This window comes from Streptosporangium sp. NPDC002544 (assembly GCF_040295965.1).
In the GTDB taxonomy this organism is placed as follows: domain Bacteria; phylum Actinomycetota; class Actinomycetes; order Streptosporangiales; family Streptosporangiaceae; genus Streptosporangium.
Map to the genome: position 1 here is coordinate 1 of NZ_JBEOWJ010000047.1, position 20,162 is coordinate 20,162.

The 20,162-nt window shown below is 68.9% G+C and carries 24 protein-coding genes; 11 read left to right on the plus strand and 13 right to left on the minus strand.

Features of this window, described 5'->3' with window-relative positions; genetic code table 11:
• A partial coding sequence (locus ABT061_RS43215) for an SDR family NAD(P)-dependent oxidoreductase (RefSeq protein ID WP_350929294.1) occupies nucleotides 1-490 on the plus strand: 490 nt, incomplete at its 5' end.
• Between the two features lie 74 nt (nucleotides 491-564).
• On the opposite strand, the gene ABT061_RS43220 is transcribed toward ABT061_RS43215, so the two are convergent.
• A complete protein-coding gene (locus ABT061_RS43220) occupies nucleotides 565-1,158 on the minus strand; it encodes a TetR/AcrR family transcriptional regulator (protein ID WP_350929296.1) in 594 nt (197 codons plus the stop codon).
• Nucleotides 1,159-1,258: 100 nt separating this feature from the next.
• Here ABT061_RS43220 and ABT061_RS43225 point away from each other — a divergent pair, with 100 nt between their 5' ends.
• Nucleotides 1,259-2,242, plus strand: coding sequence for an aldo/keto reductase (locus ABT061_RS43225; protein ID WP_350929298.1), 984 nt, complete (start codon nucleotides 1,259-1,261; stop codon nucleotides 2,240-2,242).
• On the opposite strand, the gene ABT061_RS43230 is transcribed toward ABT061_RS43225, so the two are convergent.
• The 4 genes from ABT061_RS43230 to ABT061_RS43245 form a co-directional block, all read right to left on the minus strand.
• The gene (locus ABT061_RS43230) at nucleotides 2,206-2,556 is read right to left on the minus strand and encodes a hypothetical protein (protein WP_350929300.1); all 351 of its coding nucleotides are present in this window, start codon (nucleotides 2,554-2,556) and stop codon (nucleotides 2,206-2,208) included. The two genes, ABT061_RS43225 and ABT061_RS43230, sit on opposite strands and share 37 nt — an antisense overlap.
• Nucleotides 2,557-2,701: 145 nt before the next feature.
• Nucleotides 2,702-3,130 (minus strand): hypothetical protein, encoded by a 429-nt coding sequence (locus ABT061_RS43235; RefSeq protein ID WP_350929303.1) that lies wholly within the window; start codon nucleotides 3,128-3,130, stop codon nucleotides 2,702-2,704.
• A 163-nt stretch (nucleotides 3,131-3,293) separates the two neighbouring features.
• Nucleotides 3,294-4,604: an FAD-binding oxidoreductase gene (locus tag ABT061_RS43240; RefSeq protein ID WP_350929305.1), complete on the minus strand. Its 1,311-nt coding sequence runs from the start codon at nucleotides 4,602-4,604 to the stop codon at nucleotides 3,294-3,296.
• A 299-nt stretch (nucleotides 4,605-4,903) separates the two neighbouring features.
• Complete coding sequence (locus ABT061_RS43245) at nucleotides 4,904-5,281, minus strand: DUF4267 domain-containing protein (RefSeq protein WP_350929307.1); 378 nt, start codon at nucleotides 5,279-5,281, stop codon at nucleotides 4,904-4,906.
• 103 nt (nucleotides 5,282-5,384) lie between these two features.
• Between ABT061_RS43245 and ABT061_RS43250 the strand changes: the two genes are divergently transcribed.
• On the plus strand, nucleotides 5,385-5,978 hold the full coding sequence (locus tag ABT061_RS43250; RefSeq protein ID WP_350929309.1) for a TetR/AcrR family transcriptional regulator: 594 nt from the start codon (nucleotides 5,385-5,387) through the stop codon (nucleotides 5,976-5,978).
• A 167-nt stretch (nucleotides 5,979-6,145) separates the two neighbouring features.
• A complete protein-coding gene (locus ABT061_RS43255; RefSeq protein WP_350929311.1) occupies nucleotides 6,146-6,733 on the plus strand; it encodes a recombinase family protein in 588 nt (195 codons plus the stop codon).
• A gap of 344 nt (nucleotides 6,734-7,077) precedes the next feature.
• Here ABT061_RS43255 and ABT061_RS43260 read toward each other — a convergent pair whose 3' ends face one another.
• Entirely contained in the window at nucleotides 7,078-7,968 is an 891-nt protein-coding gene (locus ABT061_RS43260; RefSeq protein ID WP_350929313.1) for a dihydrodipicolinate synthase family protein, read from the minus strand.
• A gap of 71 nt (nucleotides 7,969-8,039) precedes the next feature.
• On the opposite strand from ABT061_RS43260, the gene ABT061_RS43265 reads away from it, so the two are divergent.
• Nucleotides 8,040-8,939, plus strand: a complete 900-nt coding sequence (locus tag ABT061_RS43265; protein WP_350929315.1) for a LysR family transcriptional regulator — start codon at nucleotides 8,040-8,042, stop codon at nucleotides 8,937-8,939.
• Between the two features lie 83 nt (nucleotides 8,940-9,022).
• On the opposite strand, the gene ABT061_RS43270 is transcribed toward ABT061_RS43265, so the two are convergent.
• Nucleotides 9,023-10,339 (minus strand): serine/threonine-protein kinase, encoded by a 1,317-nt coding sequence (locus ABT061_RS43270; protein WP_350929317.1) that lies wholly within the window; start codon nucleotides 10,337-10,339, stop codon nucleotides 9,023-9,025.
• A 180-nt stretch (nucleotides 10,340-10,519) separates the two neighbouring features.
• On the opposite strand from ABT061_RS43270, the gene ABT061_RS43275 reads away from it, so the two are divergent.
• The 3 genes from ABT061_RS43275 (at nucleotide 10,520) to ABT061_RS43285 (ending at nucleotide 12,251) form a co-directional block, all read left to right on the plus strand.
• Entirely contained in the window at nucleotides 10,520-10,882 is a 363-nt protein-coding gene (locus ABT061_RS43275) for an antibiotic biosynthesis monooxygenase family protein (protein WP_350929319.1), read from the plus strand.
• Between the two features lie 123 nt (nucleotides 10,883-11,005).
• A complete protein-coding gene (locus ABT061_RS43280) occupies nucleotides 11,006-11,665 on the plus strand; it encodes a DsbA family oxidoreductase (RefSeq protein WP_350929322.1) in 660 nt (219 codons plus the stop codon).
• A gap of 151 nt (nucleotides 11,666-11,816) precedes the next feature.
• Nucleotides 11,817-12,251 (plus strand): transposase, encoded by a 435-nt coding sequence (locus ABT061_RS43285; protein ID WP_350929324.1) that lies wholly within the window; start codon nucleotides 11,817-11,819, stop codon nucleotides 12,249-12,251.
• A 226-nt stretch (nucleotides 12,252-12,477) separates the two neighbouring features.
• Here ABT061_RS43285 and ABT061_RS43290 read toward each other — a convergent pair whose 3' ends face one another.
• The 5 genes from ABT061_RS43290 to ABT061_RS43310 all read right to left on the minus strand — a co-directional run bounded on the left by ABT061_RS43290 (nucleotide 12,478) and on the right by ABT061_RS43310 (nucleotide 16,126).
• Nucleotides 12,478-12,636: a hypothetical protein gene (locus ABT061_RS43290; RefSeq protein ID WP_350929326.1), complete on the minus strand. Its 159-nt coding sequence runs from the start codon at nucleotides 12,634-12,636 to the stop codon at nucleotides 12,478-12,480.
• A 220-nt stretch (nucleotides 12,637-12,856) separates the two neighbouring features.
• Nucleotides 12,857-14,206: a hypothetical protein gene (locus ABT061_RS43295; RefSeq protein WP_350929328.1), complete on the minus strand. Its 1,350-nt coding sequence runs from the start codon at nucleotides 14,204-14,206 to the stop codon at nucleotides 12,857-12,859.
• Between the two features lie 40 nt (nucleotides 14,207-14,246).
• Entirely contained in the window at nucleotides 14,247-15,182 is a 936-nt protein-coding gene (locus ABT061_RS43300) for a hypothetical protein (protein WP_350929330.1), read from the minus strand.
• A gap of 5 nt (nucleotides 15,183-15,187) precedes the next feature.
• Nucleotides 15,188-15,694: a hypothetical protein gene (locus ABT061_RS43305; RefSeq protein ID WP_350929332.1), complete on the minus strand. Its 507-nt coding sequence runs from the start codon at nucleotides 15,692-15,694 to the stop codon at nucleotides 15,188-15,190.
• Between the two features lie 303 nt (nucleotides 15,695-15,997).
• Nucleotides 15,998-16,126, minus strand: a complete 129-nt coding sequence (locus tag ABT061_RS43310) for a hypothetical protein (protein WP_350929334.1) — start codon at nucleotides 16,124-16,126, stop codon at nucleotides 15,998-16,000.
• A 639-nt stretch (nucleotides 16,127-16,765) separates the two neighbouring features.
• On the opposite strand from ABT061_RS43310, the gene ABT061_RS43315 reads away from it, so the two are divergent.
• Nucleotides 16,766-17,335 (plus strand): hypothetical protein, encoded by a 570-nt coding sequence (locus ABT061_RS43315; RefSeq protein ID WP_350929336.1) that lies wholly within the window; start codon nucleotides 16,766-16,768, stop codon nucleotides 17,333-17,335.
• Here the strand turns inward: ABT061_RS43315 and ABT061_RS43320 are convergent.
• The gene (locus ABT061_RS43320; protein WP_350929416.1) at nucleotides 17,319-18,293 is read right to left on the minus strand and encodes a class I SAM-dependent methyltransferase; all 975 of its coding nucleotides are present in this window, start codon (nucleotides 18,291-18,293) and stop codon (nucleotides 17,319-17,321) included. The two genes, ABT061_RS43315 and ABT061_RS43320, sit on opposite strands and share 17 nt — an antisense overlap.
• Before the next feature lie 283 nt (nucleotides 18,294-18,576).
• Here ABT061_RS43320 and ABT061_RS43325 point away from each other — a divergent pair, with 283 nt between their 5' ends.
• Both ABT061_RS43325 and ABT061_RS43330 read left to right on the plus strand, forming a co-directional pair.
• Nucleotides 18,577-19,062, plus strand: a complete 486-nt coding sequence (locus ABT061_RS43325) for a SigE family RNA polymerase sigma factor (protein WP_350929339.1) — start codon at nucleotides 18,577-18,579, stop codon at nucleotides 19,060-19,062.
• On the plus strand, nucleotides 19,059-20,102 hold the full coding sequence (locus ABT061_RS43330) for a hypothetical protein (RefSeq protein WP_350929341.1): 1,044 nt from the start codon (nucleotides 19,059-19,061) through the stop codon (nucleotides 20,100-20,102). The genes ABT061_RS43325 and ABT061_RS43330 overlap by 4 nt, the downstream gene beginning before the upstream one ends.
• The last annotated feature ends 60 nt before the right edge of the window (nucleotides 20,103-20,162 follow it).

Consider the following 20,162-nt stretch of genomic DNA (forward strand, 5'->3'; position numbering starts at 1 on the left):
GCTCGTCAACAATGCCGGCGTCGCGACTCGTGCGAACCTCCTGACCGGCGACCTCGACACGATCCGGCTCGAGCTCGACACGCACGTGTTCGGAACCCTCGGCGTGATCCGCGCGTTCGCGCCGGTTCTCGCGTCGAACGGCGGGGGAGCGATCGTGAATATCCTGTCGGTGCTGTCGTGGTTCGCCTCCGGCGGATCGAGCGCCTATGCCGTGGCCAAGGCCGCCGAGTGGAACATGACCAACGCCCTGCGCATCGAGCTCGCCGGCCAGAAGACCCTGGTGCAGGGTGTGCATCTTGGAGCCGCCGACACCGACATGATGGCCGGTTACGACGTTCCGAAGATCGACCCGGCGGAGGTCGCCCGAGCCGGCCTCGATGGTGTGGAGTCCGGTGCGATCGAGGTGCTGGTCGATGACGCGAGCCGCTACGTGAAGGCTTCGCTCGCGGCAGACCCCGCGCGGTTCTACGCCCAGTTGCCGGCGAATTGACCCGGAACCCGCCACGCCGACGTGACAGGGTCGGTCGCCGACGCGCATCCGACCCCCACCTCGGTGATAGAGAGCTACGAGCCCTGAGCGTCAGCGGTTTTCTGACTGATCCGGCGGGCGGCCTCGACAACTGCTGAGCGGTGCAGGGCCAGTCGCTCTGGCGACCAGGACTGGCCGACCTGTCCGGGATCGACGTCCTCGGCGGCCCAGAACCACGCCTGGGCCATGGCGAGGACCATGGTCAGGAGATCGTCCGGCTGTATCTCCGGGGCGAGATCGCCACGCTGCTGCGCGTCGGCCACTTCCGCGACTTTGCGCCGGAAGGTGTCCGGTTCGAGTCCGGTGGCGGAGGGGCGTTCCAGTAGCCTCCACAGTCGCAGGCGCATCAGGTCCGGCCGGGCGACGAGGTGGTCGAAGATCGCGCCGGCGTATCCGGGCAGGTCCTCGACGTCGAACGGGACCGACTCGGCGCCCTCTGTCATCGCCCGGTGCAGCACCTCGTCGAACAGCTGCTCCTTGTTGCCGAAGTAGACGTAGATCAGCCGCTTGTTCGCACCTGCCGCCTCGGCGATCCGGTCCACTCGGGCGCCTGCGATGCCGTAGGCGGCGAATTCAGCGAAGGCGGCGTCGAGCAGCCTGGCCTTGGTGGCGCTGGAGTTTCGTGGCATGTCCGCCACCGTAGCAAGTAACTATCTAGTTATTGACACCCGCAGGCAGTCGCCCTATCGTATGTATCTATCTAGTTAGATATTTATCGGAGGAACCTCCATGGAACACCGCGCACTGGGCCGCCAGGGGCTGACCGTCAGCGTGCAGGGTCTCGGCTGCATGGGCATGAGCGTCTTCTACGGCGCCACCGACGAGACCGAGTCGCTGGCCACCATCGACCGCGCCCTGGAGCTGGGCATCACCCTGCTGGACACCGCCGAGAGCTACGGCCCCTTCGCCAACGAGCAACTTCTTGGCCAGGCGCTGGCAGGGCGCCGGGATGCCGCCGTCCTTGCTACCAAGACCGGCGTGGAGATCACCGACGACGGCCGGCTACTCGACCTGAACGGCCGGCCCGAGTACGTGCGCCGGGCACTCGAACGTTCGCTGCGGCACTTGGGCACCGACCACGTCGACCTGTACTACCTGCACCGCATCGACCCCAAGGTGCCGATCGAGGAGACCGTCGGCGCGCTGGCCGAGCTGGTTGCCGAGGGCAAGGTACGCCACATCGGCGTGTGCGAGGCGTCCGCCCAGACGATCCGGCGTGCCCACGCCGTGCACCCGCTCACCGCTGTCCAGACCGAGTACTCGCTCTTCGAGCGCGACATCGAACACAACGGCGTGCTCGACACCCTACGGGAACTGCAGATCGGACTGGTCGCCTACTCCCCGCTGGGGCGCGGCTTCCTCTCTGGCGCCATCACCAGCCCTGACGACTTCGCCGAGGACGACTGGCGCCGGACGGACCCCCGCTTCCAGAGCGAGAACTTCGACCGCAACCTCGACGTCGTCCGCGAGGTGCGCCGCATCGCCTCCGCCAAGGACGTCACGCCCTCCCAGCTGGCCCTCGCCTGGGTCCAGCACCAGGGCGCGGTCGCCATCCCGGGCACCAAGCGGCGCCGCTACCTGGAGGAGAACATCGCTGCGACCGAGGTGACCCTCTCCGCCGAGGACCTCGCCGCGATCGAGGCGGTCGCCCCGCACGGCGTGGTCACCGGCGACCGCTACGCACCAGAGTTCATGGGCACGCTCAACGGCTGAGGCCCGACCAGCGGCAGCAGCCGGCGCGGGTGCGGCTGGCCCGGCAGGTCAACACCCAGGAAAGCGCGGTACGCGCCGCGCTGCTGGGCGGCGTCGTCCCGATCGATGTCGCCTTCGACCGCGTTGGCGCCCCACGCCCGGCCCGCCGGACCGCCACAGGAGCCCCTGACCGCGACGCATCGGGTAGCGGTGTTGTCGGGACGGGTGAGTAGGTCGCGGGCGCGGCGGATCTGCTCGGGTGTCATCGCCGAGGGCCGGCCGAGGCGCTGTCCGCGAGTGTGGGCGGCGGCCAGGCCCTCGTTGGTGCCTTCCACGATCGATTAACCGACAAGATCAACAAGATGGGGTCGTATCCAGAGCGGGTAGCCGCTCTCCCACTTACGATGGCCTGCCATCTTGATCACCGACGGATGCCCGAACAGGTCAGCTGAAACGACTGCTCTGCCTGCTGCTCGTAGGTCAATCGTCTGCCGACCGCTTGGTGCCGCCGCGCAGGTTGGCAGAGCCGGCCAAGTACGGGATGAGCGCGGATGCCTCGCAGATCCGCCGCCACCGCGACGGTCGCCGGTTGGCGACGCTGCTGGCCACGGTCGCGTTCCTGGAGGCCAAGTCGGTCGATGACCCCCTGGGACTGCTGGATCTGCTGATGACGACCGAGCTGCTGAACAAGGCGCAGACGGCTGCGGACAAGGAGAAGGTTCGCAAGCACCCGAAACCGGCCAGGGCCTCGGCCCGCCTGGCCGTGGCAGTGGAGGCGTTGTTCGACTCCGACTCCTGGGGCGGCCCGGAGGAGGAGCCGCGGGTCGCGGAGGTCTGGGAGGCGATCGAGGCGGTCGTGTCGCGGGCGGAGCTGCGGGCCGCGCTGGTGTTGGTGAATGAGACCGTCACCCTGGCGGGCGGGCTTCGATCACCCGGTCTGGTTCCTCTGACCAGGCGATGTCTCCAGACAGGGTGTGCCCTTCACAGTGCTCGCGGCGACATCTGTCACCCGGGTTCGGTGCGGCTCCGCCGCCCCGGTGGGCGGAGGGGCCGTGACCTGCTGGGAACCGATCTATCCGAGCACCGGGTAGTTCGCGCGGAACACGTTGTGCGGGTCACGGGCCCGCTTGATCTCCCGCAGCCGCGCGAGTGCGCTGCCGGAGAAGGACTTCGCCGCCGTGTCACCGGGGGACAGCACGGTGTACGGCTTGCGCCCGCTGATGTAGGCCTCCAGGTCGGCCACAACCTCGGCCTGCTTGGCGCGCGTCGCATCGGCCGCGTGCGGCAGGCCGAGACCCAGCAGGCCGAGCAGGTACGGCTCAGCCACCGCGCCGCTCGCACCGGCCCCGCCGCCCGGCTCGGCGAGCGCCCCGCCCAGGTGCCTGATCTGCAGGTTGATGAGCGGTTCGACCGGCTTGGCCAGCAGGAGCTCCACCGCGTCCGCGTCCAGGCCGGTGAGCAGCTCCGCACGAGCGATGGATGGGACCGGATCGGTGGGCTCGGCGGTGATGTCACCCAGGTTGGCAACCGGGACGACGCCGCGGCTGTCGGAGATCGCGCCCTCGATCTTGTCGATGCGCGCCAGCAGGTCCTCCCCCTGAGCCGCCTCACCCAGGTAGGCCAGATCCAGCGTCACCATCGGCGGCGCGCCGGGTGGCTGGAGCCGGTTGATCCAGACACTGAGTTCACGCGGCGCCTCGGCGGTGATCTCCAGGAACGCGTCGTACACCTCCCTGGTCCGGTGCTCCGGCCAGATCACGCGCCCGCCGTACAGGACTGGCGCGGGATACAGCTCGAGTTCGAGGGCGGTCACCACCGCGAAGTCCCCGCCACCGCCGCGCAGCGCCCAGAACAGCTCGGGATCGGACTCGGCGGTCACCCGGCCCGGCTCGCCATCGGCGTCCACGATGTCGATAGCCCGCACGCTGTCGGAGGCGAAGCCGTACTTGCGGCCGAACCAGCCGACCCCACCGCCCAGGGTGTAGCCGGTCACGCTGACCCCCGGCGCGCTGCCGGCCAGGCCGGTCAGACCCAGCGGACCGGCCGCCGCCAGCACCTGCCCCCACTTCACGCCCGCGCCCACCCGGACCACGCGCTCCTGCGCGCGTACCTCCACCTCGTTCAGCAGGCCGGTACGCAACAGGATCAGGCCTTCCACATCACCCGAGGCGCCATGCCCGCTCGGCTGCGCGGTCACCGTCATACCCGCCCGCCGCGCATAACGCACGAGCGCCGCCACGTCATCGGCATCCGCGGCCTCCACCACGGCCGCCACCGGCTGCCTGACGGTCAGATTCCACGCGGTGGCCGCCTGTTCGAAGCCGTCGTCATCGGCCAGGAGCACGCGCCCCTTGAGGACACCGCGCAGATCGTTGATCGTCATCCTCGTCTCCCTTTTTCGAGTTCTCAAAAATGCGAAGGAACACCGTGCTGCACTACGGGAAGGACGGCGCCCTGACCGGCCCCGGGCAAGGATCACGCCGAAACCTCGATGCTGGCCCTGCGCCTGCGGCGGTCCGCGCTGGTGCACGTCGACACGCTGCTGCTTCAGCAGGTTCTCGCCGAGCCGAGGACCGGCGCGGCCTGACCGCGCTGTTCCGGTCCGACGTCGACCGGCTGCTGGATCGCTGGTGCGGCGATGGCGGGACGTGTCGAAGGGCTCCGGCCGCCGGACCACGTGGTTTACGCGATGAGCAGGAGCGCGCCGATCGCCAGCATCACCACGGCGGTGGCGCCGTGGATGCCGTAGGCGGCCGCCTTGGGCCCGTTGCTGCGCAGCACGATCAGCGCGTCGCCGATGGGTATGAAGCCGGCGGCCAGCATGAACCAGCCCAGCAGCTGGGTTGTCCCGCCGACCAGCACGATGAGGATGAAAAGTCCTGAGGCTATGTCGCGCACGCCCTTGACGGACAACCAGGCCTGGAAGCTGCGGTCCTCGGTCGGCGTGTCGGGGATGCCGAAGCCGACCGCGGCCTGCGGCGCCCAGAAGGCGCGGGCGCCCATGACGATGACGCCCGCGCCGATCAGTCCGGCGAGCACAGTGGCGATGGTGCTGAGCATGAGATGTCCCCCTCGATAGCAGCGCCCTCTCTAGCGGCGCTAGATATGGTAGCGACCATATTCCTATCGTAGACATCTTGTCTAGCGTTGCTATGATGCTGCCATGTCCGCCATCACCAAACGCCGCGAACGTGAACGCGCCCAACGCCATCAGCTGATCATCACGGCCGCCCGCGAACTGGCCGAGGCCGAAGGGTGGGAGGCAGTGACAACGCGAAGGCTGGCTGAGCGCGTCGAGTACAGCCAGCCCGTGCTCTACAGCCACTTCAACGGCAAGGACGCCATCCTGCGCGCCGTTGCCATCGAAGGCTTCGCTGAACTCGCCGCCCGCCTGCGCCGTGCCCGGCTGGCCACTCCCGAGCCGCCTCAGGCACTGCACGCCGTCTGCCGCGCCTACCTGGAGTTCGCGACCGAGCAGCCCGCCCTCTACCAGGCCATGTTCGTCCTGCCGACCGATGTGAAGTTCGCGCACGCCGAGACGCCGCCCCCACTGCGCGCTGCTTTCGACGAGTTCGTGAGCTGCTTCCGCTCGGACAACCTGCGACGCGAACTGTTCGCCGAAGTCACCTGGAGCGCGTTGCACGGCATGGCCGCCCTGTCGGACAGCGGCCGCATCCCCCCGAACGGCCAAACGGAGCGGCTCGACTTCCTCGTCACCCAGATCGCCGGCACGCCAAGTGGACCGGCCACGTTGTGAGGGGCAATTGAAAGGCCAAGGATCCGAGCCGAGCCACTAGCTGTTCCGTAAGGGGATCCCTCGGCGGAACACCGCGCAACCGGAACAGCCCCCCAGGTCAGGGTGTTCCGTATAGGTGTTCCGCGAACCGTTCCGGTGAAGGTCCCCTATCCGGAACGCTTCAGAGCGTGAACGGGACCAGGGGCGGTTACGCGCACTGCAGCACCGATGAACAAGACGTCGTGATCCAGACCGAGCAGCTCCTCGCGCTCGGCGCCCCCGAGAACCGCATCTACATCGACCGCGGCTTCTCCGGCACCACCCGCCGCAACCGCGCCGGCCTCGACCAGGCCCTGGCCGCCGTCTGGGACGGCACGGTCTTCACCGTCACCAAGTTCGACCGGTTCGCCCGCAACATGGCTGAGGCCAACGACCTCCTCACCGACCTGTCCGGCCGGGGCGTCCACTTCGGGCTGGGCGCATCCGTCTACGACTGGAACGACCCCTTCGGCCGGCTCTTCCTGCAGACCCTCGCCATGGTCGCCGAGTTCGAGGCCAACCTCGGGAACCTGCGCACCCGCGAGGGCATGGCGCTGGCCAAGAAGAACGGCAAGCTCAAGGGCAAGCAGCCCAAACTGCCCGAACCGGCGCGGCGTTCCATCCGCCGCCGCTACGCCGAGGGCGAGGTCTCCCTGGCCGACCTGGCCGTCGAGTACAGCGTCGGGCGCTCCACCATCCACCACATCATCCACGGAGCCCCAGAAACCGCCAGGTAGAAAGCGGATCATCGCCTGCCCTGCCCCTCGCCGTGGCTATGAGGGCTCCGGGCCACCTGGTCAGGATCAATCGGACGGCCTGTGACCTACGCCCATGAGTGGTCGCATCAGAACGGCCGGTGGCGATAGCCCGAGTCCCAACGGCTCGCTAACGCCACCGGCCGATCGGTTGCTGCTCAAGGCCCGGATCCAACTGGGTCCAGGTGGGTCCGTGTCCGTCAAGCGGTGGCACGGAAGGCGTGCGTATGCGGGCCCGGTCAGCCCGTGAACGGTGTCGGCGTGCCCGTCCCCGGTGCGGGCCCGCTCGTGCACGAGGGACACGGCGGCCTGGCCATTGGCGGTTGTCAGCCCCGTGCGTCGGCGAGTATCCCGCGCTCGGCGTCAACGTGCCGTAACGCCGCCCGCACGCTGCCGGAACCGGGCGGCAGGAGTGGCAGCCGTACCGCGGCGGTCGGGATGCGCCCCTGTGCGTGCAGGACCGCCTTGATGACGGTGGGGTTGGGCTCGGCGAACATCGCGCTCGACATGGCGGCGAGGCGGTGACCGAGTGTTCTGGCCCGAAAGGTGGCGCCGGCGTGCCACGCGTCGACCAGCTCGACGAATCGTGCCGTGGCGAAGTGCGCCGAGGCCAGAATGCCGCCGTGTGCGCCAAGGGCCAGCAGAGGCGAGATGAAGGCGTCGTCGCCGCCCAGCACCGCGAAGCCGGCCGGCGGGTCTGCCAGCAGCTCGATGGCGTCGGCGTCGATTCCGCCGACGGCGTACTTGATGCCGGCCACACCGGCAAGATCGGCCAGCCGCCGGACGGCATCGGCGGACAGGTGCTGCCCAGTCCGGTACGGGACGTGGTAGACGACGAGCGGGACAGGGCTGGCCACGGCCAGAGCCGCGAAGTGCGCGATGATCCCCGCCTCGCCGGGCCGCAGGAACGGCGGCACCACACTGAGTGCGGCGACCACCTCTGAGCGCCCACGCAATGCCTTCACCGCCTCCACCGTGCCGGCGCCGACCACAAGCCGGGCCGAGCGCTCACGGCACACCCGAGCGATCACATCGACGACGCCACGCTGCTCCGCGGCGGTCAACGACGTCGGTTCCGCGGTGGTGCCCAGCGCCACGACGCCTGACGCACCGGCGTCCAGCACCTCGTGCGCCAGGGCCTCCAGCGCGGTGAGGGCCACGGCACCGGTGGCGTCGAACGGGGTGATCAGCGGTACGTACACACCGGTAAGCGTCATGGTCTCAGCATCCGGCAGGTAAACCGGTAAGGTCCAGTTCACATTCCTGAACAGAACCGTAAGCTGGACTGATGCTCGACGTGCGCCGCCTACGCCTGCTGTGCGATCTTTCCCGCCTCGGCACGATCGCCGCCGTCGCGCAAGCGCACACCTACACCCCCTCGGCGGTCTCCCAGCAGTTGTCCGCATTGGAACGAGAGGCGGGCGTACCACTGCTGGAACGCACCGGCCGGCGGGTCACCTTCACCACGGCCGGCCGGATTCTCGTACAGCACGCCGAGACGGTCCTCACCGCGCTGGAACAGACGACGGCCGCGCTGGCCGCGCTGGCCACCGGACCGTCCGGCCCACTGCGCATCGGCGCCTTCCCGACCGCGGTTCGTACGTTCCTCCCGGCGGCGCTGGTCGCACTGGGTCGACGGCACCCCGAGTTAGAGCTGACCGTGACCGAACTGGACCCGGTCACGGTGCCGGACGCCCTGCGCGAGCGGCGACTCGACGTCGGGCTGCTGCACGACTACGACGTCGTGCCGGTCGAGCCGGATCCCGTTTTGGACGCGGTACCGCTGCTGGACGAGACGGTGTTCCTCGCCGTGCCCGGCACCGCACCCGCAGCCGAGGACACCGGCCCGCTACGAGACGTGCGAGACGCCGCCTGGATCATGGCCAGCCCCGGCACCCTCTGCCACACCGTTACGCTGCACGTCTGCCGCAGCGCGGGCTTCACGCCCCGGGCGCGTCACCACGCCGACGACTTCGCCGCCGTGCTCGCACTGGTCGCGGCCGAGCAAGGCGTCTCGCTGGTACCGCAGCTGGCCGCCGCGCAGCCACCCCCCGGCGTCCGCCTCATTCCGCTGTCCATCCGCAGACGGACCCACATCGCCTACCGGCAAGGCGCCGCCACCCACCCGGCCATAGCCGCGTTCGTATCCGCGATCCGCGCCTCCACCAGCGACTTCCTCAACCGCTGAACACACCGAGTCCGTCCTGGCTGTCACATGTCGTTTTCCGTCCCCGGCTCGACGTCGGCAGGCGATGCGGCTGCCCCAGCCTGTCAGCCGACCTTGATCTCAAAGAGAAGCCGACCATCCGGGACGAAGAACATCCGTGCGTCGGAGAGCTTGGGCAGGCGGTATGTGACGACCGGGATGACGCAGCCGTCCGCGTCGGCGCAGTCCTTGGGGCCGACCTCCCGCACGCTGGGCTTCGACCTCAGCCATTGACGTGCGCTCTCGGCCGCCGGGTCGATAGGGCATGAGGTGGAGCACGCGGTGAACGTTTTTCGCACCACCCCGTCTCCGGCGTCGGTTTCGGAGATCTGGGTGAAGCCGGTGGGCGCTCCCAGGTCCCGAGCGGTGCGCAAGTTGGCCTTGTACGTGGCGTCCGCTCCCCCGAGCACCGCATATCCGATCATCGCCGCGGCCACCGCAAGAACGGACACGGCCGCGACGGTCAGCGTGATGAGGGCGGCTCGCCTGCGCGGCGCGGGACGCTTTCCAGGGGGCGGTGGTTGGGCGCGGACGGGAAAAGCCGGTTCCCGGACAGGCGCCTGCCCTTCCGGCGCGAGCCGGGCCAGCAGCGTGTGGAGCTGATCGGCGGTTGGTCGCTCGGCCGGATTCTTGCGAAGCAGGCTACCGAGCACCGATTCGAGAGGACCGGCGTGCACGGCCGGGGCGGGGTCCTCCGTCATGATGGCGACGAGGACTTCCCCGGGACTCGCGTCGCCGAACGGGGGACGGCCTTCCACGGCGGTGTACAGGGTCGCGCCCAACGACCACAGATCGGAGGCGGCGGTGGCCGCAAGCCCCCGCACCTGCTCGGGAGCCATGAAGGCGGGTGTCCCCATCAGCACACCCGAATGGGTCAAGGCCGCCTCGCCGTCGACGGCCGCGATCCCGAAGTCGGTCAGGACGATGCGATCGCCTTCCAACAGTACGTTGGCGGGCTTGATGTCCCGGTGGGTGATGCCCGCCTGATGTGCCGCACGCAGCGCGGACACCATCTGCGATCCGATGTGGACGACCCGGGCGGGCGGCAGCGGCCCCTCGGCCCGCAGCAGGTCGGTCAGGGACCGGCCGTGCACCAGCTCCATGACGATCCAGGGACGCCCGTCCTCGCCGGTGATCCGATCGTGGACGGTAACGACGCCGGGATGCTTCAGCCGGGCGGCGGCGCGTGCCTCCCGATCCAGGCGCGCGATCCAGATCTGCCGCTGGGCGGCGTCCAGGTGCTCGGGCAGCCGGAGCTCTTTGACGGCCACCTCCCGGCCCAGCCGCTCATCGTGGGCACGCCAGACGACCCCCATGCCGCCCTGCCCCAGCAGCCCGGTCAACCGGTACCGGCCGACCAGGATCCGATTGAGATCCTCCACGCCCTGACTCTAAAGGCCGTCTCCCAACGTCGCCCCTGCCGCATCTTGCCGGCCCGGTTTCGCCGCCACCTGTTCGGCGACGTGTGCGCGCCTGCCTGTGAGCTTTGACCTCAACCGCGGTTGAGATTGCAGGATGAGCGACCAGGGACTGTTCGGCATCTGACCATGAGGAGCATGTAGGTGAGCACGGACACCGGCTTTTACTCGATCATCGACTACACCGTCGACGGCTTTGATACCCAACGGGAGTTCGTGGCGGCCTTCGCGGAGATCCAGGAGCGGTGGGTGCGTTTCTATCCCGGATACCGGTCGGCTCGCTTTCACGTGAGCACCGACGGCACCCGTGTGTACAACATCGTGCACTGGGCCAGCGAGGCGGACTACCGCAACTTCGTGGAGACCTCGGACACCGAAGGCCGGATAGCCGCCATCGGCAAGGCCCTGGAGGGTCTGTCCGGCAAGGCCGAAGCGCGCATGAGCGGGATTCCCACCTACACCGTCGCCTGGGAGGTCGATCCCGGGCCGCAGCGCCTCGACTCCTGATCGAGCCGGAGCCCCGCTCAGCGGGCACCTTGACCGGCCTGAGCGCCAGGCCGATGGCAAGGGCGACGCGGCGGCGAGACGAACACCTGTGGCCCAACAGTCACCGATCATCAAAGGACGTCCATGAAGGTAGAGATATACGCCGATGTGCTATGTCCGTGGTGCTACATCGGCAAGAGACGACTGACGGCGGCACTGGACGATATCGCCGACCGCGCCAGGGTGGAGATCATCTGGCGCAGTTACGAGCTCGCCCCGGAGGAAGGCCGGATCCCCGGCACAACGGCCGCCGAGGCCATGGCCGGATGGTGGGGTGACCAGGCGCCGATCCGCGTCGCCCGGATTCAGGCCCTGGGCGCCGCGGAAGGCCTGGAGCTCAACCTGCATCTGGCACGGCCGGTCAATACCTTCGACGCGCACCGGCTGTGCCATCTGGCGGCCGGCCACGGGCTGGCCGACCAGATGATGGAGCGCCTGCTTCGCGCCTATCACACCGAGGGGCTGAACGTGGCCGACTCGCGGGTTCTGCAGCGCCTGGGTGCCGAGGCCTGCCTCGATGCCGACCAGGTGCGCGCCGTCCTTGCCGGTGACGACTACGCCGAGGAGGTGCGGGCCGATCGATGTCGTGCGGCCGAGCACGGCGTCACCGGCGTCCCCTCGCTGGTGATCGACGGCAGGCCACCGATCTCCGGTGTCCAGCCCGCCGCCGAGCTACGTCGGCTGCTGGAGCACGGCTCGCCCCGCCCGCACGGTGTCCCGGCCACGCCTGATCGGACCGGCTGACGCCCACCCGCATCGGCTTCCGCGTACGACTTCTCTGAAGGGAATGGCACCGATGTATAAGCTTCGCTTTTAACCCGGTAGCGGATGGTGCTCGACGCGGGACGACCACCGCGCGATGCTCCGAGTACGACCAAGTGCCCAAAGGTGCGTGGTGGCCGTCGTTTCCAGTTTCCTCCCGCCAGACCTGTCCCGCCACGGGCCAGCCGATTTAGCGGCATTCCGGCAGCAGCTGATGAGCTGCTTCACCCGCCGCCGAGATGCGCTGTTCGAACTCACCGATGCCGTATTGGCCGCCGGGCCGGTGCTCTCGCTGCCGCACCTGTCGCTGGATCCTGGGCACCGGCGCGGGCACGGCAGTGTGTATGCCGCGCTCGCCAAGGGACGAATCAACACCGACGCGCTGCGGGATCTGCCGGCCAGTCGGTTGCGTCAGCGGCCTGCGGTGTTCGCTGTCGACGTCAGCCGCCGGCCGCGCAGCGATGCCGAATGCTCACCCGGCCGCGGGTTCTACTACCATCCCACGCGGCACTCGGCAGGCAAACCGATCATCGCCGGGTGGGCGTTTTCCTGGCCGGCCTGGAGCTGACGACCAACTCCTGGACCGCCCCGCTGGACGTGATGCGCCGCCGCCCGGCACGAACGTCAACGACGCCGCGGCCGCTCAGATCCTCGCCCTGCTGCCGCACCTGCCCAAGTCCGCCGGGTCACCCGGTGGGAATGGCCGACCGGCATCACCGACGAGGAACGCGAGCAGCTGCGCCGCCAGCTCGACGACGAGTTCTGACCGCCACCCGCGCCCGCTGTCGGCACTCTCACTCCGCGTCGAGGCGGACCAGCCGCGTGGCCGTGGTCCGCGCGGCCGCCTTGCTCGCCTCGCTCCCTTGGCCGCGCATCGGCGTGCCGGTGGCGAGCAGGCGGGTGTCGGCGGCCGCGGTGAAGGCCGGTGCGTGCGACGGGCTGGCCGACTCCACTGTCCAGGTGACGGGGCTTGAGGAACATTCGTTCCGGATCGTGCGCTGGCTCGTTACCGCAGATAACGGGGTCGCTTCACGCGGACGACGCTGGGCGGGACCGTAGCCCACCATGACTGCTACCACAGATATCGGGCTGTTGTCCGTGGTAGGCCGTCACGGAGCGTACAAGCGCCAGTTTCCGGTCCGATGCTCCTCGCCCCCCTTTCCGGCCCGCGTTTCAGGGAGCGCGGTCGAAGCCCGCGGGGGCGTCGGCGCCGACCGGAGTGGTGGCGGTGGGGCGGTTGGACTGGCAGCGCTGCTTCTCGGAGCCGGTCATCGGACCGGTGCGCTGGTAGAGGCGGTCGGACAGCTCGGTGGCGGGGTAGTCCAGGACGGTGTGCAGGCGCCACTCGGTGTGGGGGTCGGCGGGAGCCGGGCTGGTGGTGAACCAGCCCTCGGTACGGCGGCGCCCGGCCTGGGTCTCCACCCATGAGGCCTCGGCGGGCTGGACGACCTCGGTGACGTTGTGGGTGATGGAGGTGGCCCAGCTGGGAGCCGTTCCGGACCCGGCGGCGAACTGCTGGGCCATGGAGCTGGCCGCGCCCGCGCTGCCCGGTAGCCCGGCCTTGGCGGGCAGGTCGCCGTAGGAGCGCCCCGCGACGGTGACGGGCCGGTTGCGGGTCAGGGCGTTGCGGGTGCAGTTGATGTAGGTGTCGCCGTTGGTCTTCGCGGGCTCGTAGTAGGTGTAGGAGTAGTCCTCCTGCGGGGTGAAGGAGCAGGTGCCGGACGCGCTCGCGCAGTGGTTGACGGCGTCGGCGACCGGCCTGCGGTCGTTGCCGTAGAAGGCCTGGGAGGCCGGCAGCGCGGTCTTCGGGATGGTCTTGTCCACCGGCGGCGGGATCTGGACCGCCCGCACATTGGCGATCAGGGGACCGCAGTCGCCTCTGGCGTTGTCGGTGGCGGGCACTTGGGAGGTGAAGGTGAGCAGTGGCTCGTGCTCGCCGGCGGTGAAGGTGTAGGTCTGGCCGGTGCGCCAAACACCGGTGCCGAGGGTCCTGGGTTTCTTGTTCGGGTCCGGGGCGGTGGTCTGGGTGCTGGCCTGGCCGCCGTCGCCCTCGACGGTGTAGGTCTGGCCTTGGGCGAGGGCCTCTGGGGTGCAGACGGCGGCCACGCTGGGGCTGTCGTCGAAGGTGACGGTGACCTGGGCGCCCGCGCGCACACCGCGCAGCCGCTGCTTGAAGGAGTGGGTGGCGGCGTTCGGCAGGCGAAGCATGACGGCCGTCTTGCCGTCGGGATGGCCCGAGACGGTGTCGGCATAGCGGGCGACGCCGGAGGATGTGCCGGATCCGTTGGTCGAGCCGACGGACCAGCCCTGGACAGCCGCCCAGTTCGGGCCGGTGCCGGTGAAGGCGGGCAGGGCGAAGTCGCCGTTGATGACGGCGACCGGCTTGGTATCGGGCCCTGCGGTCTGCGCGGATGCTGTGGCAGGGGCAGGCTGGGTGGCGTGTGCGGGCTGTGCCGCCAGGCCCAGGCCCAGCAGTAGTGCGCCGGCGACGGCGGCCCTGGCGGGAGTGTGCGGTGACGTCATGATGATCTCCACGAAAAAAAGGGGTGCTCGGGCGGGGCGGTCAGGAACGCTCGGCGGTGAGCACGGTGCGTTGCCTCAGCCGCGCGCCTTCCGGCAGCGCGGGAAGGATCGTCGAGCGATCAGCCCTGCGGAATCCGCGGTTGACGGTGTCTTCCACGGCGGTCTTGCTCGCGGGCCGCAACCGGTCGCAGGTGTCGCCCGGCACGGTGAAGGTGTCGGCGACGAAGGTGCTGGTGTTCACGGTCGAGGGGCCGTCGACCGTGACGTTGCGCACCTGCAGGGCGCCGATGGTGATCTTTCCCGCGACCCGTTGCATGGCGGAGCTGGCCCCAAAAACCAGGGCGTCGCCTGAGCGGACGGTGGTGGTGTAGGAGGTTGTCTCGGTGTTCTCGGTGGTCCAGCTGCGCTGGTAGTGGAGCTTGAAGGCGCCCTGGAAGGCGCCCTTGGCGCCGAGCGAGCCCGCCAGTTTGCCGCTGCCGTTCGCCCCTCCTTTGGCATTGAACGCGGCGTATGGCCCCTGCTGGGTGTTGGGGGTGGTGAAGGTTCCGCTGCCTTCTCCCGACACCCCTGCGGAGGCCTCGCCGGAGGCGTTGACCTGCCCCTCGATCGAGATGTTGCCGGTTATCTCACCGCCGAGGTTGTCGGTGCTGCCGGTACGCAAGGTGACCTGGCGTGCCACGCTGATCGGGTCCTTGGTGCAGTTGATGACCGCGTTGCCCAGGGACTTGACGGCGCTGTAGTACTCGCGGGAGGCCTGCGGGTCGATGCGGAAGCGGCAGGCGCCGGGGTTTTCCGCGCACCGCCTGACCGCCTCGTCCACTGATGGCAGCGGCTTGTCGCCGTCGAAGGCCCGGGCGACAGGAACGTCGGGCACGTCGGGCACGCCGGGCATGGGGGTGGCCAAGGCGGTCGCCGGAACGAGCGCGACCAGGACGGCGGCGAAAACCAGCGGTGTCCAACGAAGAGGAGAGTTCACGGCGGTCATGGGTTCATCAGCTCGCAGACACCGGTCAGCTGGGAGAAGTCAGGGGAGTTACGCAGTGCGGCGGGCAGGCCCGCGGCGAACTCGTCACACGTTTCGGCGATGGCGGATGCGGCGTTGTCTGAGGGTGCGGGCCGGAAGTTGGCCAGGGCCTGCCGGGTGTCGTCGAGGTCCTTGCGCTGCTGGCCACCGTCGCCGATGAGGTTTTCCATGCACTGCTTCGAGGTCGGAGGGCATTCCTCCACCTTCTTTTTGGCCTCGGCGATGTCCTCCTTGGCCTTGGCCGTGTCCTTCTTGGTCTCTTCTCGGTCGGCGTCGACGCCGCCGCGTTCCTCCTGGGCGCCGCACGGTTTCGGCTGCCCGTTGGGGCAGGTTTCCTCCTCGGGAGGGTCAGCGTGGAGTGTGGTGTGGGAGGTGGCGGCCATGGCCGCGGGGAAAGGAGCGCAGGCGATCGCCAATGCCGAGGTGAGCATGACGAGGAAGCCAGAAATGCGGATGGGATGCATGGTCCTCTTTCGACGGGACGAGTGAGTCAGGTTTCGCTCATCAACGAGATGCATGCATAAAGTAGCGACTCAAACACACAAAGTAAGATCACTGTGTCTGGCGTGTCTCTGATTCAAGGGGGTCGCGCACCGTGCTGGGCTCCGTGCGCGACGTCGACCGCTGGGGCCACAACGTCGCTTCTTCCTCTACCCGTTCGCCGACGTCTACGGACCCGGCCGCGCGGGCGACCGCGAGGCGATGGGCCTGATCCCCGAGCCCAGCACCGCGGAGAACGGCGAGGACCCCAGTGCTCGCGGCAGGACCTACCCCGAGCTGTACCACCCCGACCACGCCGACGACCGGGCCTGCCGGGCCGCCGCCAGGTCCTTGTCGTCCAAGCCGCGTATCCCGTCGAAGTGCTCCAGCACCCACGCCGCCCCCGGACCGAGCACCTACGTCAGCCCCGCGACCAGGACCACGCCCAGCACCGCGAGCACGAACGGGAAAAACCTGGCCACCACCCCATACCTCCAGGCTGATCGGTCCGCGCGGCCTGCAGGGCGTACTGGCCGTCAGCGATGGCCAATCGTGACCGGGCGCTCGGGTGCCCCTCGACCGGCCGTGTCAGGTGCGGGGCGGGTCGCCGAGCTGAGCGTGGGCGACGGCGGGCGAACCCGCGTGCGCGCGGTTGTTCACTGCTCGCCGTGGTCGGCGCTGACAGTGGCGCGGCGGATCTTCATCACACCCAGTGGGTGACCTTCATTACCCACTGAGACCCGCTACCAGCTCAGTGGATAACGACGTCCCTGAGTGCCCGGAATCCGGAACGGAACTCGGCAGATAAGAAGCGCGCTCCGCTTGGCGACGTTGCCGCGCGGAGGAGCGCCGCTCTGGTGGCCGCTTTGGCCGAGCGCCTCGAAGCGCCGGGCGCGGGCGGCCAGGGCCGAGTGCGGCGCCGACAGATCGCCTGCTCTGGTCGGCCTAAGCCCCACGCGGCCACGTTCGCACCCGCACATTGGCCAGCGGTGAGGTGCTCGCCGCGCATCCTGACGTGGGCTTACCAACTGGTCCCCCTCGCTCCGTGTAGAGGTGTGCTGGTCGGCCCACTGGTGCAGGGCGGGCAGCGCCCTGGAGGTTTCATCCTGATGGTGCCCTCGCGGCGAGGCCGTCGCCGCGGTGGCTTCGTGCTGCCATGGCGCATCACCTCGAACCAGACGCGCAGTTCTGCCAGCGTCGTGCCGGTCATGCTCGACCTGCCTGACGACGAGGCTGATGAGCCGCTGGTGAGCTACGCCCTATACCTCGGCACGGTCGCCTCCCCCGGCGGGCCGCTGCCCACCCTCCTGCTGGTCCCCGAGACCCCCGGTGCCGGAGTCGACCTCAATCCGCTGCAGGGCCCGGTCTGCCGCTGTGCCGGCTCCTCCAGCAACGCCCCCACCGCCTCCCATCGGAGAAATCAGCAACCCGATCAACCACCCCAGACCACAAACCTCCAGCTCATGCAGTCACTACGGAAGAACTACACCCAGCTGGGGGTGACAGTTGCACAGGCCGACCCAACCTACGTCCGCCATCTGTCGTTCACAGTCGCCAACTACAGATCACAGGCACACTTCAAGAAGGCCCAGTGCGTCTGCTCAGCGGCTACTGCCAGGTCATGACCAGTTGGGTGTGCCGCTTGCGGAAGATCCGGCCGACCGCCGGGGCAGGCGGGAGAGTATCGGCGGGGTAGAGGGTGAACGTCGGGGCGGGGTGGGTTCGCCAGTCGCGGTCCCACGTCCGAATGTGATCATGGAGGTGGCGGGCGAGTTCGGCGCCGGCGGGCCCGTATCCGCAGACGCCGAACTCCCATCGGTGCTCCGCCGTCTCCTCTGCCCGGGGCAGTTCGCGGATCGTGAGGTAGGCGAAACTGTCGGCGGTGATGAGCACGGGGCAATACCAGCGCGTCGCCACCTTGACCATGCCGCAGTCGCGGTCTGGGTCCTGCCAGATCATGCCGAACCGATCATCTGTGGTCGCGATCCACAGGTGCATCGAGTCGAACGGCTCACCCCGGCCAGCCGTGACGCCGGTCCACAGCTCGGTGCGGGCGCCGGTCAGGGCTTGGTCGAGCGCGGTGACGTCGAGGGCGGGGCCCTCTTCGAGCGTCAGCCTCACCGCACCGTCGGCTAGGATCGCCTCTTGATCCGGGAGCGCCCCGGCTCCCTGCGCCGCGACGAATCCGCACACCGTGGGGTTCAAGCCGACGAAATGGTCGCCGTGCCGGATGAGGGTGAAGGACCGGCTGATCGTGGAGAACCGCAGCGGCACCACCATCCGGCCGACCGGGGCAAGCAAAGGCCCCCACGGGATGTCCCAGACCCCGACAGTGACGATGATGGCGTCAAAGCCGCCCTCGGGCGCGTGTTCGGCGGCGGCATGCTCGGCATCGCCCAGCACGACCTGCACGTGCGGGTAGCCGGTCGCAGCGAGGAACCGGGCCGCTCGCCCGGTGACGAACGGGTCGATGTCCACGGTGACCACCAGCCCGTCCGGGCCCACGATCTCGGCGATGAGCGCCGCGTTGTAACCGCCGCTGCTTCTCTGGTCTCTTCGCGACTGTTGCTCGACAGCGGACAGGGCCCTCCACTCGGGTCCGTGTCACCAGCCGCCAAGTAGAGCGTTCGCGCAGGTCGTGAGCGTTTCAGAACCATTTCTCAGAACGTTCCGGCTCTGAGAGGAGTTCTGCGAGTGGCGACCTGGGCGAACGTCTCGCCGAACGAAGGTGCCGCCGACCTCGCACAATCGACCATTTCTGCGAGAGCACGAAGAGTGGCCCCCGTTACTCGAAGCTGTTTGAGGCTGGTCGAGCAGGCCAGGGATTTCCGCGATCGAAAAGTTTTTGCAACGAGGGCGCCGGCCTATGCGTCCCTGGAGAGTGGAGTTCGAGGAGTTCGTCCGTGCCAGAAGCCATGCGCTGCTGCGCTACGGCCTGGTGCTGACCGGCAGCGCCGATGATGCGGCTGATCTGGTCCAGGAGGCGCTGCTCAAGCTGAGCTCCTCGTGGCGGCGTGTGCATAACAAGGACGACCCCGAGGGCTACGTGCGAACGATCATGGCCCGGCAGCATGTGAGCTGGTGGCGCCGGCGACGAAGGGAGCATCTCACCGCTGAGGTTCCCTCGCCGGTCCACGAGGACGAACACGAACTCGGCGAGATCTGGCAGCGTCTGCGGGCCCTGCCGACCAGACAGCGCGCGGTGCTGGTGTTGCGCTACTACGAGGATCTCGCCGACGGGGAGATCGCGGCAAGGCTCGGCATTTCGCAGGCGACCGTTCGCAGCCAGGCCTCGCGCGCGCTGGCCACACTCCGCGTCCGCGCGGACGCACTCACCGGGAGGTGGAGATGACAACCGAGGAGAAGCTGGCCCAGGCGCTGCGCACGATCGCCGATCGGGCTGAGAACCTCGATGTGCTGACCGGCGTGATGGCCAAGCGGCGTCGCCGGATGCGCAGGAGGGCGAGAGGGACGCTCGCGGCAGTCTGCGCGGCGATTCTGGGATGGGGTGTGCTGGTCGCCTGGCCTGCACCACGTGTTGTGGTAGAACCGGCCGGGCCGAAGGCGAACTCGGTTGAGCGGGTATGGCCGCAGGCCGTGTTCACCATGCCGAAGGGCTTCAGGCCGCTGGCGGCGATCAGCGCCACGCAGGTGCTGGTCTGGACCGAACGGGGAACGATCGAGGTCTACGACGCCGCCGCCCAACGGTCGCGAGTGGTCGCCGCCCTTTCCCTTGCTCCCCAGTACACGGCCGTCGACGGCGATCGGGTGCTCTGGCTGACCGACGGCTACGCCTGGGTCGCCCCCTTGAGAACCAGCGGGAAGGCGAGGAAGGTCGGGCCGATCACCGGGGAGAACGTCGATCGGATCGCGCTCGCCGGGCAGTACGTCGTCTGGTCGGCACCGCTGGATGGCGTGTGGCGGATGCGCATCGACAGGGGGCCAGCCGAGCGGGTGCCCAAGTCCAAGGGCCTACAGCTCGTGGAGTGGCCGTGGGCCACTGACGAGCCGCTCGACGTGCGTACGAACCCGACGAAGCTGGTCAACCTGCAGATGGGGCGAGCCCTCAAGATCCGTCCCGCGCCGGGGGTGGAGGGGCTTCGCTGTGGGCCAACGTGGTGCACCGGGACGCGGGGGGAGGATGCCATCGTGCAGCGCAGCGACGGCAGCTGGAACCGGGTTCACCAGGGGCTGCACGGCTACCCGTTTCAGGATCGGTTCTTCACGGGCTTCGGAGAAATCTACGACGCCCGCACCGATACGACCGTGACCTTCGAGGGTGCCAAATTCGAGGTGACGGGCAGGCAGTGGTCGACAGGCAGCGGCGTCATCTTCTGGACACAGGGCGACGCAGTACGCGTGGTGAACCTGGCAGCCGTTCCTCAGCGGTAGAAGGTGTAGGCCGAATCGTTCAGCGACATCACACAGAGTTACTTTGCGGCTTGTGACGCG

Bases quoted from the DNA above. Each gene is read 5' to 3' on its own strand.
- ABT061_RS43245 (WP_350929307.1), bottom strand. From the start codon at position 5,281: ATGCTCAGCACCATCGCCACTGTGCTCGCCGGACTGATCGGCGCGGGC.
- ABT061_RS43220 (WP_350929296.1), bottom strand. From the start codon at position 1,158: ATGCCACGAAACTCCAGCGCCACCAAGGCCAGGCTGCTCGACGCCGCC.
- ABT061_RS43295 (WP_350929328.1), bottom strand. From the start codon at position 14,206: ATGACGTCACCGCACACTCCCGCCAGGGCCGCCGTCGCCGGCGCACTA.
- ABT061_RS43265 (WP_350929315.1), top strand. From the start codon at position 8,040: ATGCTCGACGTGCGCCGCCTACGCCTGCTGTGCGATCTTTCCCGCCTC.
- ABT061_RS43250 (WP_350929309.1), top strand. From the start codon at position 5,385: ATGTCCGCCATCACCAAACGCCGCGAACGTGAACGCGCCCAACGCCAT.
- ABT061_RS43305 (WP_350929332.1), bottom strand. From the start codon at position 15,694: ATGCATCCCATCCGCATTTCTGGCTTCCTCGTCATGCTCACCTCGGCA.
- ABT061_RS43260 (WP_350929313.1), bottom strand. From the start codon at position 7,968: ATGACGCTTACCGGTGTGTACGTACCGCTGATCACCCCGTTCGACGCC.
- ABT061_RS43225 (WP_350929298.1), top strand. From the start codon at position 1,259: ATGGAACACCGCGCACTGGGCCGCCAGGGGCTGACCGTCAGCGTGCAG.
- ABT061_RS43330 (WP_350929341.1), top strand. From the start codon at position 19,059: ATGACAACCGAGGAGAAGCTGGCCCAGGCGCTGCGCACGATCGCCGAT.
- ABT061_RS43325 (WP_350929339.1), top strand. From the start codon at position 18,577: ATGCGTCCCTGGAGAGTGGAGTTCGAGGAGTTCGTCCGTGCCAGAAGC.
- ABT061_RS43280 (WP_350929322.1), top strand. From the start codon at position 11,006: ATGAAGGTAGAGATATACGCCGATGTGCTATGTCCGTGGTGCTACATC.
- ABT061_RS43240 (WP_350929305.1), bottom strand. From the start codon at position 4,604: ATGACGATCAACGATCTGCGCGGTGTCCTCAAGGGGCGCGTGCTCCTG.